This is a genomic window from Pseudomonas atacamensis (genome assembly GCF_017167965.1).
GTDB lineage: Bacteria > Pseudomonadota > Gammaproteobacteria > Pseudomonadales > Pseudomonadaceae > Aquipseudomonas > Aquipseudomonas atacamensis.
The window spans coordinates 5,398,411-5,413,152 of sequence record NZ_CP070503.1 but is presented as its reverse complement, the minus strand read 5'-3'; the positions used below and the strand labels follow the sequence as shown (position 1 = coordinate 5,413,152).

Sequence of the window (14,742 nt, the reverse complement as noted above, 5' to 3'; positions counted from 1 at the left end):
GAATTCACTCCTTGCTAGATAGACTGGATTCGGCAGGAACCTGAAACACATGTCGCAAATAGGCGACGAAATTCGGATCTTTGCAGTGGGTCTTGCCGGGCTCGTCGGAGATCTTCGCCACCGGCTGGCCGTTGCAGGCGGTCATTTTAAGCACGATGCTCATCGGTTCGACACCCGGGATATCGCAGGTGAGGTTGGTACCGATGCCGAAGCTCACATTGATGCGACCGTGCAGCGCGCGGAAAATCTCCAACGATTTCGGCAGGGTCAGACTGTCGGAGAACACCAGGGTCTTGCTCATCGGGTCGATGCCGAGCTTGTGGTAGTGCGCGATGCACTTTTCGCCCCACGCCACCGGGTCCCCGGAGTCATGGCGCAGACCGTCGAAGAGCTTGGCGAAGAACAGATCGAAATCGCCAAGAAACGCATCGGTGGTGATGCAATCGGTGAGGGCAATGCCGAGCAGGCCACGGTACTCGCGCACCCAGCAGTCGAGCGCGGCGATCTGGCTGTCGATCAGACGCGGGCCGAGTTGCTGATGGGCCATGATCCACTCGTGGGCCATGGTGCCCAACGGTTTCATGTCCAGCTCGCGGGACAGATGCACGTTGCTGGTACCGACGAAACGACCCGGGAAGTCATGCTTGAGCACGTTGACCACCTCGGCCTGGACACCAAAGGAAAAGCGCCGGCGCGTGCCGAAATCGGCAACCTGCAATTGCGACAGCTCATCGGCCGAGGCATTGGCGGTCAGCCAGTCGCACTTGCGATACAGCTGTTCGCGTGCCTGCTCCAGCGAGGTCTCCCGGTAGCGATAGCGATTGCGCACTTCGCTGACGATCGCCAGCAGCGGTACCTCGTAGAGGATCACATGCAGCCATGGCCCGCGCAGGCGGATGAACAGTTCTCCGTTCTCGATGCCTGTGTGCAGATAGCGCAGATTGAAGCGGAACAGGCCGAGGAAGCGCAGAAAATCCGGTTTCAAAAAGCTGATGCGCTCGAGAAAACTCAACTGATCGGCACTCAGGCTCAGCTCGGCCAGACGCTCGATCTGATGACGAATCTCGGCCAGATACGGACGCAGGTCCTCGGCGTTGCGGCAACGGAACTCCCATTCGACTTCGACGTTGGGGTAGTTGTGCAGCACCGCCTGCATCATCGTCAGCTTGTAGAAGTCGGTGTCGAGCAGGTTCTGCACGATGCGATCGGCAAACACACTCTCGCTCATAAACGGGTCTCCAGTTGCGCCGCGCCTGGCGCGGTCTATATCGATGGCGCTAGTGGCGCATATCGGCGGTGGGGATTGCCAGCATTTTTTCAGAGCGCCGCAGATCCACTGTGGGAGCGAGCCTGCTCGCGAATGCGGTGTGTCAGTTAAAGATGATGTGGCTGACCCGACGCTTTCGCGAGCAGGCTCGCTCCCACAGGGATCCCGGTTGACCTCACACCGGGCTATCGATTTGTTCAAGCATCCATTTGACAAAATCCCGCACCTTCGGCACTTCCGCCGCGTGCTCCGGGTAGGCCAGGTAATAGGCATCGCTGCTGGGCATTGCATGCTGCCAGGGTATGACCAGTTTGCCTTCGGCCAATTCCTCTTCCACCAGAAACCGCGGCAGCAGCGCCACGCCACAACCGACCTGGGCGGCGCGGATGCACATGTAAAAGGTTTCGAAACGCGGCCCGTGGTAGCTGTGTTCGGTGTGGTAGCCCTGACTGTCGAACCAGTCGTGCCAGGCCTGCGGTCGCGAGGCATTTTGCAGCAGCACCAGGTCGGTGAGTTGCGTCGGGTCAGTGAATGGTGTGTCCGGCAGGCTGGCCGGGGCGCACACCGGCACCAGTTGTTCGCCGAACAATTTCAGGCATTCGGTGCCCGGACGCGAAGCCTGGCCGAAATAGAAAGCCAGATCGCTGCGCCCCTGCAACAGATCGTCGGCCTCCTGTTCGTTGCACAGATCCAGATGAATCGACGGATGGCGCAGGCGCCAGCCTTTCAGGCGCGGCACCAGCCAACGGGCGCCGAAGGTCGAAGGGGTGGAAACGCGCAGGACTTCGGTTTCGCCGCCGTAGGAACGCAGGTAATGCGTCGACATCTCCACTTGGCTGAGGATTTTTCTGACCTCGACCAGATACAAATCCCCGGCCGGCGTCATCTGCAAACGCCGACGCACGCGGCGGAACAGCAAGTGCTGCAACAGTTCTTCCAGCTGTGCGACCTGTTTGCTCACCGCACTCTGGGTCAGGTTCAGCTCTTCAGCGGCGCGGGTAAAACTCAGGTGCCGGGTCACGGCCTCGAAGCATTGCAGCGCGGTGATCGAGGGCAAGTGGCGTTTGCTCAGCATGGCCAGTCCTTTTTCTTGTCTTTCGCTAGGCAGCATGAATAAACGGAATGATATCTGGCGTAAAGGTCGTTTGTTGCATCGCCGCAGTGAGGCTACAACTAAAGGCCTGCCCGGCCATGCGAAGGATGGCCGCACACATTCTGTTTTTGCTTGAGGAGAGACCGATGGTAGCCGCATTGCTTGATCGTCTGGGAGTCAACCCGGCCCTGTACCAGAACGGCAAAGTGCCGGTGCATTCGCCCATTGACGGCAGCGAAATTGCCTCGGTGAACTGGGAGGGCGCTGCCGAAGTCGAGCAGCACATCAGTCGCGCAGATCATGCATTCGAGCACTGGCGCAAGGTGCCGGCGCCGCGTCGCGGTGAGCTGGTGCGCCAGTTCGGCGAAGTGTTGCGCGAGTACAAGGCCGACCTTGGCGAGCTGGTGTCGTGGGAGGCCGGCAAGATCACTCAGGAAGGTCTGGGTGAAGTGCAGGAGATGATCGACATCTGCGACTTCGCCGTTGGCCTGTCGCGCCAGCTGTACGGTCTGACCATCGCCTCCGAGCGCCCGGGCCACCATATGCGTGAAACCTGGCATCCGCTTGGCGTGGTCGGCGTCATCAGCGCGTTCAACTTCCCGGTCGCAGTGTGGGCGTGGAACACCACCCTGGCGCTGGTCTGCGGCAACCCGGTGGTGTGGAAGCCATCAGAGAAAACCCCGCTGACCGCGTTGGCCTGTCAGGCGCTGTTTGATCGCGTAGTGAAGAATTTCAGTGATGCCCCGGCGAGCCTGTGCCAGGTGGTGATCGGCGGTCGCGATGCCGGCGAAGCGCTGGTCGATGATCCGCGTGTCGCGCTGATCAGCGCCACCGGCAGCACGCGCATGGGCCGCGAAGTGGCGCCGAAAGTCGCCGCGCGTTTCGCCCGCAGCATTCTTGAGCTGGGCGGCAACAACGCGATGATCCTCGGCCCGAGCGCCGATCTGGACATGGCAGTGCGCGCGATTCTGTTCAGTGCCGTCGGCACCGCCGGGCAACGCTGCACGACTTTGCGCCGTCTGATCGCCCATGAATCGGTCAAGGAAGAAATCGTCACTCGCCTCAAGGCTGCCTATTCGAAAGTACGCATCGGCCATCCGCTGGAAGGCAATCTGGTCGGCCCGCTGATCGACAAGCACAGCTTCGAAAACATGCAGGATGCACTGGAACAGGCGCTGAGCGAAGGCGGCCGGGTGTTCGGTGGCAAGCGCCAACTGGAAGAGCAGTTCCCCAATGCTTATTACGTGTCGCCGGCCATCGTGGAAATGCCCGAGCAGAGCGACGTGGTCTGCAGCGAAACCTTCGCGCCGATTCTCTACGTGGTCGGCTACAGCGATTTCGAGGAAGCGCTACGCCTGAACAACGCCGTGCCGCAAGGCCTGTCATCGTGCATCTTCACCACCGACGTGCGTGAGGCCGAGCGGTTCATGTCGGCGGTCGGCAGTGACTGCGGCATCGCCAACGTCAACATCGGCCCGAGCGGTGCGGAAATCGGCGGTGCATTTGGTGGCGAGAAAGAGACCGGCGGCGGCCGTGAATCCGGCTCCGATGCCTGGCGCGCGTACATGCGCCGGCAGACCAACACCGTCAACTACTCGCTGGAATTGCCTTTGGCGCAGGGCATTACATTCGATTAAGCAGCTACAAGCTTCAAGCTACAAGCGTCAAGCAGACCGGCTTGCAGTTTGTACCTTGTGGCTTGCAGCTGCTCCGACAGGAGCTTGGCAATGCCGTTACGCGAAGAATGTCTGTGGGAAACGCTCACGCCACAACGCCCGGATAACGCCGCGCTCAGGGGCGAGGTCAAGGTCGATGTCTGCGTGATCGGCGCCGGGTTCACCGGGTTGTCGGCGGCGCTGCATCTGTTGGAAAAAGGTAAAAGCGTCTGCGTGCTGGAAGCGCATCGCGCAGGGCACGGTGGCTCCGGGCGCAATGTCGGGCTGGTCAACGCCGGCATGTGGATTCCTCCGGACGAGATCGAAGCCGGGTTCGGCGAGGCGGTCGGCAGTCAGCTCAACCGCATGCTCGGTGCGGCGCCGGCGCTGGTGTTCAGCCTTGTGGATAAATACGCCATCGATTGCCAATTGCGCCGCGAAGGCACTTTGCACATGGCGCATAACGCCAAGGGCGAGGCGGATCTGCGCAGTCGCGAGCACCAGTGGAAGCGCCGTGGCGCGCCGGTCGAACTGCTGACCGGCAAGGCCTGCGAGCAAGCCACCGGCACGCAGAAAATCGCCGCCGCGTTGCTTGATCGCCGCGCCGGCACGCTCAATCCGATGGCCTATGTCACCGGGCTGGCCAATGCCGTGCGCGGGCTCGGCGGGCAGATGTTCGATCATTCGCCGGTGACTCGCCTCGAGCGCATCGGGCAGAACTGGTCGGTACAGACCGCCCAGGGCTCAGTGCTCGCCGAACAAGTGGTCATCGCCTCCAACGCCTACACCGAAGGCGACTGGACCGAACTCAAGCGCAATTTCTTTCCCGGTTATTACTATCAGGTCGCCTCGGTGCCGCTCAGCGAAGACGCCGCGCAGGAAATTCTTCCCGGCGGGCAGGGCTCGTGGGACACCCGTCAGGTGCTGAGCAGCATCCGCCGTGATAAGGACGGGCGCCTGATGCTCGGCAGCCTGGGCAATGGCAACCAGAAACCGACCTGGTTTCTCAAGGCCTGGGCTGATCGGGTGCAGCAGCATTACTTCCCCAATCTGAAGCCGGTCGAGTGGGAATGCACCTGGACCGGGCGCATTGCGTTTACCCCTGATCACCTGATGCGGCTGTTCGAGCCCGCGCCCGGACTGGTAGCCGTCACCGGTTATAACGGTCGCGGCGTCACCACCGGCACGGTGGTCGGCAAAGCCTTCGCCGATTACCTGTGCAACGGCGATCCGCAGGCACTGCCGATTCCCTTCGCACCGATGCAGCCCCTGGCCGGAGTGGGCTTGCGCAGTTGCCTGTACGAGGCCGGGTTTTCCCTGTATCACGCGGGCCAGTGCCTGCGCATCGTCATTTGAGTGTTGAAATTTGTTGCCGCAAGCGGCGCTTTTGCATCCAGCGACTAGCCTGTAATGGTGCGGGTTGTAGCAGTCCCGCACCAGCAGTGTGCAGTTCGGTGACGCGGGCTGTTACAGGCTGGTTGCACGTCGTTTGCCGCTGCGGTTGCAATGATGGCGCGTGCGGGTTGCGCCTGAAAAAACAAATGGTTTCACCTTCCGCGGTTTAGACGGTTGCACGCCCAATGAAAATGGGACCGAAACAGTCGAAATAACAACAACGCAGCGACTTTTTGAAGAATAAAAAACCGATGGCACGGGCCTTGCTCTGAGCTTTGAGTGAAGTGAAGTCGCAGTGCCAACTAAAAAAAACCTTGGAGCACCACCTCATGTCCCAGACGTTTTACAAGAAAGGCTTTCTGGCCCTCGCAGTCGCTACTGCGCTGGGTGTTTCTGCGTTTGCTCAAGCTGATATCAAGATCGGTGTAGCGGGTCCTATGACCGGTGCCAACGCGGCATTCGGCGAGCAGTACATGAAGGGTGCACAGGCGGCGGCCGATGCGGTCAACGCGGCGGGCGGCGTCAACGGGGAAAAAATCGTCCTGGTCAAAGGCGATGACGCCTGCGAACCGAAGCAGGCAGTGACGGTCGCCAAGGACCTCACCAATCAGAAAGTCGCCGGCGTGGTCGGGCACTTCTGCTCCTCGTCGACCATTCCAGCCTCGGAAATCTACGACGAAGCCGGCATCATCGCGATCACCCCGGGCTCGACCAACCCGCAAGTTACCGAACGCGGCCTCAGCGCCATGTTCCGTATGTGCGGACGTGACGACCAGCAAGGCATCGTTGCCGGCGACTACATCGTCGACATGCTCAAGGGCAAGAAAGTCGTTGTGCTGCACGACAAGGACACCTACGGCCAAGGCCTGGCGGACGCCACCAAGGCTCAGCTGGAAAAACGCGGCGTCAAGCCTGTGCTGTACGAAGGCCTGACCCGTGGCGAGAAAGACTTCAGCACCATCGTCACCAAGATCCGTGGCGCCGGCGCCGATGTCGTCTATTTCGGCGGCCTGCATCCGGAAGCCGGTCCATTGGTTCGCCAGCTGCGCGAGCAGGGTCTGAAAGACGTCAAGTTCATGTCCGATGACGGCATCGTGACCGACGAGCTGGTGACCACCGCTGGCGGCCCGCAATTCACCGACGGCGTGCTGATGACCTTCGGCGCCGACCCGCGCCTGTTGCCTGAAAGCAAGACCGTAGTGGACGCGTTCCGCAAGGCCGGCACCGAGCCTGAAGGCTACACCCTGTACGCTTACGCCTCGGTTCAGACCCTGGCGGCAGCGTTCAATGGCGCCAAGTCCAACAAGGGTGAAGAGGCTGCGGCCTGGCTGAAGAAAAATCCGGTGAAAACCGTGATGGGCGAAAAAACCTGGGACTCCAAGGGCGACCTGAAAGTCTCCGACTACGTGGTTTACCAGTGGGACAAGGACGGCAAATACCACCAGCTGGAAAAGCAGAAGTAAGGGGTGAAGCGATCACTCGGCTCACTTGAAACCCTGTGGGAGCGAGCCTGCTCGCGAAGACGCACTGACAAACAACCTCTGCGTTGAATGTTCAACCGCTTTCGCGAGCAGGCTCGCTCCCACAAAGGGGTTCCGTGTGGTCAGGGCTGATCACGCTCCGACATTGCTCCGACGTACATCTGTATTTTTCCTAGAAGAACCGCGCACCCTTGGTGCGCAGGTTCTCACTGCGTGAGATTGCGTTATGGATGGTATTTTCCTGCAGCAACTGGTCAATGGCCTGACCCTCGGGTCGGTCTATGGCCTGATCGCCATCGGCTACACAATGGTCTACGGCATCATCGGCATGATCAACTTCGCCCACGGCGAGGTTTACATGATTTCCGCTTACCTGGCGGCAATCAGTCTGGCTCTGCTGGCTTACTTCGGTATCGAATCCTTCCCGCTGCTGATGCTCGGCACGCTGATCTTCACCATCGTCGTCACGGCGGTATATGGCTGGGTCATCGAGCGTGTTGCCTACAAACCCCTGCGTAACTCGACCCGCCTGGCGCCGCTGATCAGCGCTATCGGTATTTCGCTGATTCTGCAGAACTACGCACAGATCGCTCAGGGCGCCAAACAACAGGGCGTGCCTACGCTGCTGACCGGTGCCTGGCGTGTTGAAGTCGGTACCGGCTTCGTACAACTGACCTACACCAAAGTCTTCATCCTGATCGCCGCGTTTGTCGGCATGGGGCTGCTGACCTACGTCATCAAATACACCAAGCTTGGCCGCATGTGCCGTGCGACCCAGCAAGACCGCAAGATGGCCTCGATCCTGGGGATCAACACCGACCGGGTGATTTCCTATGTGTTCATCATCGGTGCAGCCATGGCCGCACTGGCCGGTGTGCTGATCACCATGAACTACGGCACGTTCGACTTCTATGCCGGCTTCATCATCGGCATCAAGGCGTTCACCGCAGCGGTTCTGGGCGGCATCGGTTCATTGCCCGGCGCGATGCTCGGCGGGATCATCCTTGGCATCTCCGAGTCGCTGTTCTCCGGTCTGGTCAACTCCGACTACAAAGACGTGTTCAGTTTCTCGCTGCTCGTCCTCGTACTGGTCTTCCGGCCGCAGGGCCTGTTGGGCCGTCCTCTTGTGTCGAAGGTGTAAGCGATGTCTGCAACCACTGAAAAATCCATCGATATCAAAAAAAGTCTGGTCGAGGCGATTCTTGCCGGCCTGATTGCGCTGATCGTGTTCGGGCCGATTGTCGGCGTGGTTCTCGACGGCTACAGCTTCAACCTCGAGGCGACTCGCGTGGCGTGGATCATTGCCATCGTCATGGCCGGTCGCTTTGCCCTCAGCCTGTTCCTGCAAACCCCCAAGGGCCTGAAGATCCTCGACGGGTTCGAGAGCAGCGGTTCCGGCGTGCACGTGCTGCCGGCGGACTACAAATCGCGGCTGCGCTGGATCATCCCGCTGATTATCGTGCTGGCGATCATCGTGCCGTTTGTTTCCAACTCCTACCTGCTCGGCGTGGTCATCCTCGGGTTGATCTACGTGCTGCTGGGGCTGGGGCTGAACATCGTGGTCGGTCTGGCCGGGCTGCTCGATCTCGGTTACGTGGCGTTCTACGCCATCGGTGCCTACGGTCTGGCTTTGGGTTATCAATATCTGGGTCTGGGTTTCTGGACCGTGCTGCCGCTGGCGGCAATCACCGCAGGCCTGGCCGGCTGCATTCTCGGTTTCCCGGTGTTGCGTCTGCACGGTGACTATCTGGCGATCGTGACCCTGGGCTTCGGCGAAATCATTCGTCTGGTGCTGAACAACTGGCTGTCCCTGACCGGCGGCCCGAACGGCATGCCGGCGCCACTGCCGACGTTCTTCGGCCTGGAGTTCGGCAAGCGGGCGAAGGATGGCGGAGTACCGTTCCATGAGTTCTTCGGCCTGACCTACAACCCCGACGTGAAGTATTACTTCATCTACGCAGTGTTGTTCCTGGTGGTGCTGGCGGTGCTGTACGTCAAGCATCGGCTGGTGAAAATGCCGGTGGGTCGCGCCTGGGAAGCCCTGCGTGAAGATGAAATCGCCTGCCGCTCGATGGGCCTCAACCATGTGCTGGTCAAGCTCTCGGCGTTCACCATCGGTGCGTCGACGGCGGGTCTGGCCGGGGTGTTCTTCGCCACTTATCAAGGCTTCGTCAACCCGACTTCGTTCACCTTCTTTGAATCGGCGCTGATCCTCGCCATCGTCGTGCTCGGCGGCATGGGCTCGACCATTGGCGTAGTCATCGCCGCGTTTGTGCTCACCGTCGCTCCGGAACTGCTGCGCGGCTTCGCTGAATACCGCGTGCTGCTGTTCGGCATCCTGATGGTGTTGATGATGATCTGGCGACCACGCGGGCTGATCCGCATCAGCCGCACCGGGGTCAAACCACGCAAAGGTGCCATTCACTACGAGAGGACTGCGCCATGAGTGAAGTCGTACTCTCTGTTGAAAAACTGATGATGCATTTCGGTGGCATCAAGGCGTTGAGCGATGTCAGCCTGAAGGTCAAACGAAATTCGATCTTCGCCCTGATCGGACCCAATGGTGCCGGCAAGACCACGGTGTTCAACTGCCTGACCGGTTTCTACAAGGCCACGGGCGGCAAGATCGAACTCAACGTGCGCGGCCAGCAGACCAACGTCATCCAGTTGCTGGGCGAGTCGTTCAAACCGACCGATTTCGTCTCGCCGAAATCCTTCCTCAGCCGCATGTACTACAAGATGTTCGGCGGTACTCACCTGGTGAACCGTGCAGGTCTGGCTCGGACGTTCCAGAACATTCGCCTGTTCAAGGAAATGTCGGTGCTGGAAAACCTGCTGGTGGCGCAGCACATGTGGGTCAACCGCAACATGCTCGCCGGTATTCTCAATACCAAGGGCTATCGCAAGGCCGAGAGCGATGCGCTGGATGTCGCGTTCTACTGGCTCGAAGTGGTCGATCTGGTGGACTGCGCCAACCGTCTGGCCGGTGAGCTCTCGTACGGCCAGCAACGCCGTCTGGAGATTGCCCGGGCCATGTGCACGCGGCCGCAGATCATCTGCCTCGACGAACCGGCCGCCGGCCTCAACCCTCAGGAAACCGAAGCGCTCAGCGCGATGATCCGGCTGCTGCGCGACGAGCATGATCTGACCGTGGTGCTGATCGAACACGACATGGGCATGGTCATGAGCATTTCCGATCACATCGTGGTTCTCGACCACGGCATCGTCATCGCCGAAGGCGGGCCGGAAGCGATCCGCAACGATCCGAAAGTGATCGCGGCCTATCTGGGCGCCGACGAAGAGGAGCTGGTATGAGCCAACCGATCCTCGAACTGCGCAATCTTGACGTGTTCTACGGCCCGATCCAGGCGCTCAAAGGCGTTTCACTGCAGATCAACGAAGGCGAGACCGTCAGCCTGATTGGCTCCAACGGCGCCGGCAAGTCGACCTTGCTGATGTCGATCTTCGGCCAGCCGAGAGCGGCGGGCGGGCAGATTCTGTATCAGGGCGTCGACATCACGCAGAAGTCCTCGCACTACATCGCCTCCAACGGGATCGCGCAGTCACCGGAAGGGCGGCGGGTTTTCCCCGACATGACCGTCGAGGAAAACCTGCTGATGGGCACCATCCCGATTGGCGACAAGTACGCCAAAGAGGACATGCAGCGCATGTTCGAGCTGTTTCCACGGCTTGAAGAACGACGCAATCAGCGGGCGATGACCATGTCTGGCGGTGAACAGCAGATGCTCGCCATCGCCCGTGCGCTGATGAGCCGGCCGAAGCTGTTGCTGCTCGATGAACCGAGCCTGGGCCTTGCACCGATCGTGGTGAAGCAGATTTTCGCCACGCTGCGCGAGCTGGCGAAAACCGGGATGACGATTTTCCTCGTCGAGCAGAACGCCAACCATGCGCTGAAGCTGTCGGACCGGGCGTATGTGATGGTAAACGGCGAGATTCGCCTGACCGGCACCGGCAAAGAACTGCTGGTGAATGAGGAGGTGCGTAACGCCTATCTTGGCGGGCACTGATTCTTCTCGCGGTTGTACACAGCCCCGGCGACGAGAGTCCCGGGGCTTTTTTATTTTTGGAATTCACCACAGGTAAATTGGGTAATTCCCGAAATTGTGGAAAACAAATTCCCCAAGCTGCCAAAGCGCGACATATAGACGCTGCAAATGGCTGTTTTTGCACAGTTTTGACTTGTCCCCGGTTACTGTGGAACTGGCTGTGAATAACGTGGGTGTATATGGTTGCAGGCCTTTTAATCCGTGGCCTGCAGGCTTGTGATTGTTTTTTGATCAGTCAGTTTCAAGCAGGCGGGAGGCGCCATTGTCAACCTTTTTATAGCGCATCCAGGCCGGGTACTGTTGTGTGTAAAAGCCTGTGGATAAGTCTGTGACTAAACTCTGGAAAGACCTCGCGGAGCGCCGTAATTGCTGGCCTCGCGCAATCACCCGGTTGCACCGTCCGTCGTGCAAAATGCCCTGTGCCGCACATCCCCCGCCCCACGGTCAAGCAAAAAACTTTCCATTTCGCCCGCAAAGCCTTGTGTGGCGCGGCTTTGCGCGTTTGCACTTGCCCCCGGAAACTGTGGAGCAGACTGTGGATAACATGCGTGCACATGGCTACAGGCCACGCTGGCTATGGCCTTGGCAGGTCTGGTTGATTTTTGTACAGCTGGCAAGTGTTGCCCGTATGCGCGAGGGCGGGCATGCTGCCTGCTGATTTTCTATTCCAAGGGCTGCCGTGGCGGCCGAAGCAAGGAGAACACGATGTCCGACACCCTGTTTATCACCGGCGCGACGTCCGGTTTTGGTGAGGCCTGTGCCCGGCGTTTTGCCGAGGCTGGCTGGAAGCTGGTCCTGACCGGCCGTCGTGAAGAACGCCTCAATGCCCTCTGCGCCGAACTGTCGAAGCAGACCGAAGTGCACGGTCTGGTCCTCGATGTGCGTGATCGTAAGGCGATGGAGGAGGCGATCGCCAACCTGCCGCCGTCGTTTGCCAAACTCCGTGGCCTGATCAACAACGCCGGCCTTGCGCTCGGTGTCGACCCCGCGCCGAAGTGCGATCTGGATGACTGGGACACCATGGTCGACACCAACGTCAAAGGCCTGATGTACGCCACCCGCCTGCTGTTGCCTCGGCTGATCGCCCACGGCCGTGGCGCCGGTATCGTCAACCTCGGTTCCATCGCCGGCAACTACCCATACCCGGGCAGCCACGTGTACGGCGCGAGCAAAGCCTTCGTCAAACAGTTCTCGCTGAACCTGCGTTGCGACCTGCAGGGCACTGGGGTGCGGGTCAGCAATATCGAGCCCGGCTTGTGCGAAAGCGAGTTCTCGCTGGTGCGTTTTGCCGGTGATCAGGAACGCTACAACGCCACTTACGCCGGCGCCGAGCCGATCCAGCCGCAGGACATCGCCGAGACGATTTTCTGGGTGATGAACACCCCGGCGCACATCAACATCAACAGCCTGGAACTGATGCCGGTGAGCCAGACCTGGGCCGGGTTTGCCATCGAGCGTAACAAGGCTTGATACCGCGCTGAGGCCATTCGCGAGCAGGCTCGCTCCCACATTTTCAAGTGCGGTGCCTGTGGGAGCGAGCCTGCTCGCGAAAAGGCCGGCATAGGCAAAACAAGTCGATAAGCTAAACTCCTCACTCAACCATCAGGCCGCACCCCGCGGCGCTCAAGGTTTCATGAGGCGTTCAAGTGAGTAACCGAGGTGAGCAGGCACTGCTCAAACAGTCGACGCTGCTGATGCTGGCGGTGTCGATTGCCGGGATCGGCACCGGTTTTGTTTCAGGTTCGCAATCCATCCTGTTCGATGGCTTTTTTTCGCTGATCGCGACATTCATCAAAATTCTGATGCTGATCACCGCCCGGCTGATTGCCAAGCAAAGCAATCAGCGTTTCCAGTTCGGCTTCTGGCATCTGGAGCCGATGGTGCTGCTGATCGAAGGCAGCTTCCTGCTGTTGATCGCGATCTATGCGTTTCTCAACGGTGTGTTCGGCATCATCAATGGTGGCCGTGATATCGAGTTGGGTCTGGTGATCGTCTACGCGGCGGTATTCACCGTCGTCGAGTTCGCCTACTTCTTCTACGTGCGTCAGCGCAATCGCACGCTCAAATCCAGCCTGATCCAGTTCGACAACATCAGTTGGCTGGTCGACGCGATGCTCTCGGTGGGGTTGTTGATCAGTTTCCTCGCCGCGCTGCTGCTCAAGTCCCAGGGCTATGGCGAGTGGGCGGTGTATGTCGACCCGCTGATCCTGATCGTGCTGGCGCTGACCATGCTGCCCCCGGCGTTGAAGATCCTCGGCCCGGCATTGCGTGATGTGCTGGGTATTGCCCCAGACACTCTGGACGAGCAGGTCAGGCAGGTCATGGAGGTGGCGAAGGTCGAGCATGGTTTCGACGATTACGTGTCCTACGTGCAAAAGCACGGTCGGGCGCGGTTCATCGAAATTCATGTGGTGTTGCCGGCGGAGTATCCGCTGCGCAATGTCGCGCAGCTGGACGCGCTACGTGAGCAGATATCGGCGCAGTTGGGTGAACCGGATGCGGCGAGGTGGCTGACGATCAGCTTCACCGGGGACAAGAAGTGGATTGCCTGATCTGATCCGGATGTTTGCTGAGAACACAGTAACCCTCTAGCCCCAAAATCCTGCTTTGCACAGGTCAACGCAGATATTCAGCCAAACCGTGATAGCAAGTCGCCAAATGATAAGGCGTAGTCGAAGGCATGTCCTTGCGGCTGACCTCCCCATTTTCATCCCGACACTCATGCCAGCCGCCGGCATGCAGAAACCGCTGCTGCAACGCCTGCAACTGGCGCAGCACCACAGCTTCGCTGTTCGCCCGCAAGGTCAGCGCGCGCAGGTATTCAGCCTGAGCCCAGATCCGTTGGGTGGAATCCCTGGGCCGACCATTACTTTCCAGATCAAGCATCGCCCGCACCGCGCCGCAGGACTCCAGCACGCCATATTGTTCGGTAAAAGCAAACGCCCGATCCAGTGCCCGATGCAGCTTCGAGCCACGCAACAGCGCCGAGGACTCGAGGAGGAAATACCATTCGAACTGGTGCCCCGGCTCGTACCAGTTATCCACAGCGCCCAGCGGCTTCTCCATCAACACGCCATATTGCGGATCGACGAATTGCTTGTGCATGGCTGTGCATAACTCAAGCAGGGCGTTGTGCGTCTGCGGGTCTTCGCGCACCGCCAGAGTGGCGAGGAGGGCTTCGGCCAAGTGCATCAGTGGATTTTGCAGTGGGCCGGTTTGCAGGGTGATCCAATCCCGCTCAAGGCAGGCTTCGTACAAACCGTCGCCGGTGGCGAACCGGCGGCCAATGATTTCCAGCGCGGCGTTCAATGTCGACTCGGCCAGCGAATCCCGGGACTTGTCCCAGTAATGCGCGCAGGCGAACAGGATGAAGGCGTGGGTATAGAGGTCCTTGCGCTGGTCAAGCGGCTTGCCCTGTGCGTCGATGCTGTAGAACCAGCCGCCGTGCTCGGCATCATGGAAATGCCGTTGCAGGGAACGGAACAGCGCGGCGGCGCGGACTTCGGCGTTATCCACAACCCCGATCAGGCTGGAGAACAGATACAGCTGCCGTGCGCAGGCCATCGCCCGATAGCGTTGCGCTGGCAACGGCTGGTGTGTAGCGTCCAGCGCCTCATAGGGCAACGCCATGTCGGCATTCCAGCCCGGGCCTTGCCACAGCGGCACGATCACGTCGAGGAAGTGCTGCTGCACTTGGCCAAACAGGGCGGTCAATTCGGGCAGGGCGGTGGAGCGGGAAGCGTGGGGCATGGGCGGGCGTCACGGGCTTGGGCGATTGCGCGAC

General features: G+C 60.1%; 12 protein-coding genes. 9 read left to right on the top strand and 3 right to left on the bottom strand.

Going from position 1 to position 14,742, the window contains the following annotated elements; translation table 11 throughout:
- Nucleotides 1–4 precede the first annotated feature (4 nt).
- Together pncB and JWU58_RS24630 are read right to left on the bottom strand one after the other, a co-directional pair.
- Complete coding sequence (gene pncB, locus JWU58_RS24635; RefSeq protein WP_206421136.1) at nt 5–1,228, bottom strand: nicotinate phosphoribosyltransferase; 1,224 nt, start codon at nt 1,226–1,228, stop codon at nt 5–7.
- 214 nt (nt 1,229–1,442) lie between these two features.
- Complete coding sequence (locus JWU58_RS24630) at nt 1,443–2,342, bottom strand: LysR family transcriptional regulator (protein ID WP_206421135.1); 900 nt, start codon at nt 2,340–2,342, stop codon at nt 1,443–1,445.
- Nucleotides 2,343–2,506: 164 nt separating this feature from the next.
- Here JWU58_RS24630 and amaB point away from each other — a divergent pair, with 164 nt between their 5' ends.
- From amaB to JWU58_RS24585, 9 genes are all read left to right on the top strand, one after another.
- A complete protein-coding gene (amaB, locus tag JWU58_RS24625; protein ID WP_016771920.1) occupies nt 2,507–3,997 on the top strand; it encodes an L-piperidine-6-carboxylate dehydrogenase in 1,491 nt (496 codons plus the stop codon).
- A gap of 90 nt (nt 3,998–4,087) precedes the next feature.
- A complete protein-coding gene (gene amaA, locus JWU58_RS24620; protein ID WP_206421134.1) occupies nt 4,088–5,371 on the top strand; it encodes an L-pipecolate oxidase in 1,284 nt (427 codons plus the stop codon).
- Nucleotides 5,372–5,739: 368 nt separating this feature from the next.
- A complete protein-coding gene (locus JWU58_RS24615) occupies nt 5,740–6,873 on the top strand; it encodes an ABC transporter substrate-binding protein (RefSeq protein ID WP_016771919.1) in 1,134 nt (377 codons plus the stop codon).
- Between the two features lie 244 nt (nt 6,874–7,117).
- Nucleotides 7,118–8,032 (top strand): ABC transporter permease subunit, encoded by a 915-nt coding sequence (locus JWU58_RS24610; protein ID WP_016771918.1) that lies wholly within the window; start codon nt 7,118–7,120, stop codon nt 8,030–8,032.
- Between the two features lie 3 nt (nt 8,033–8,035).
- A complete protein-coding gene (gene livM, locus JWU58_RS24605; RefSeq protein WP_016771917.1) occupies nt 8,036–9,337 on the top strand; it encodes a high-affinity branched-chain amino acid ABC transporter permease LivM in 1,302 nt (433 codons plus the stop codon).
- Nucleotides 9,334–10,206, top strand: a complete 873-nt coding sequence (locus tag JWU58_RS24600; RefSeq protein ID WP_016771916.1) for an ABC transporter ATP-binding protein — start codon at nt 9,334–9,336, stop codon at nt 10,204–10,206. Before livM ends, JWU58_RS24600 begins: the two co-directional genes overlap by 4 nt.
- Nucleotides 10,203–10,919 (top strand): ABC transporter ATP-binding protein, encoded by a 717-nt coding sequence (locus JWU58_RS24595; protein WP_016771915.1) that lies wholly within the window; start codon nt 10,203–10,205, stop codon nt 10,917–10,919. Before JWU58_RS24600 ends, JWU58_RS24595 begins: the two co-directional genes overlap by 4 nt.
- Nucleotides 10,920–11,663: 744 nt before the next feature.
- The gene (locus JWU58_RS24590) at nt 11,664–12,428 is read left to right on the top strand and encodes an SDR family oxidoreductase (RefSeq protein ID WP_016771914.1); all 765 of its coding nucleotides are present in this window, start codon (nt 11,664–11,666) and stop codon (nt 12,426–12,428) included.
- 176 nt (nt 12,429–12,604) lie between these two features.
- Nucleotides 12,605–13,510 carry a cation diffusion facilitator family transporter gene (locus JWU58_RS24585; RefSeq protein ID WP_206421133.1) on the top strand — a complete coding sequence of 302 codons (906 nt, stop codon included), beginning with the start codon at nt 12,605–12,607 and terminating at the stop codon, nt 13,508–13,510.
- Between the two features lie 64 nt (nt 13,511–13,574).
- Here the strand turns inward: JWU58_RS24585 and JWU58_RS24580 are convergent, their stop codons facing one another.
- A complete protein-coding gene (locus JWU58_RS24580; protein WP_206421132.1) occupies nt 13,575–14,708 on the bottom strand; it encodes an AGE family epimerase/isomerase in 1,134 nt (377 codons plus the stop codon).
- Nucleotides 14,709–14,742 lie beyond the last annotated feature (34 nt).

Coding starts and splice junctions, on each gene's coding strand:
- pncB (WP_206421136.1), bottom strand. CDS start 1,228: ATGAGCGAGAGTGTGTTTGCCGATCGCATCGTGCAGAACCTGCTCGAC.
- JWU58_RS24630 (WP_206421135.1), bottom strand. CDS start 2,342: ATGCTGAGCAAACGCCACTTGCCCTCGATCACCGCGCTGCAATGCTTC.
- amaB (WP_016771920.1), top strand. CDS start 2,507: ATGGTAGCCGCATTGCTTGATCGTCTGGGAGTCAACCCGGCCCTGTAC.
- amaA (WP_206421134.1), top strand. CDS start 4,088: ATGCCGTTACGCGAAGAATGTCTGTGGGAAACGCTCACGCCACAACGC.
- JWU58_RS24615 (WP_016771919.1), top strand. CDS start 5,740: ATGTCCCAGACGTTTTACAAGAAAGGCTTTCTGGCCCTCGCAGTCGCT.
- JWU58_RS24610 (WP_016771918.1), top strand. CDS start 7,118: ATGGATGGTATTTTCCTGCAGCAACTGGTCAATGGCCTGACCCTCGGG.
- livM (WP_016771917.1), top strand. CDS start 8,036: ATGTCTGCAACCACTGAAAAATCCATCGATATCAAAAAAAGTCTGGTC.
- JWU58_RS24600 (WP_016771916.1), top strand. CDS start 9,334: ATGAGTGAAGTCGTACTCTCTGTTGAAAAACTGATGATGCATTTCGGT.
- JWU58_RS24595 (WP_016771915.1), top strand. CDS start 10,203: ATGAGCCAACCGATCCTCGAACTGCGCAATCTTGACGTGTTCTACGGC.
- JWU58_RS24590 (WP_016771914.1), top strand. CDS start 11,664: ATGTCCGACACCCTGTTTATCACCGGCGCGACGTCCGGTTTTGGTGAG.
- JWU58_RS24580 (WP_206421132.1), bottom strand. CDS start 14,708: ATGCCCCACGCTTCCCGCTCCACCGCCCTGCCCGAATTGACCGCCCTG.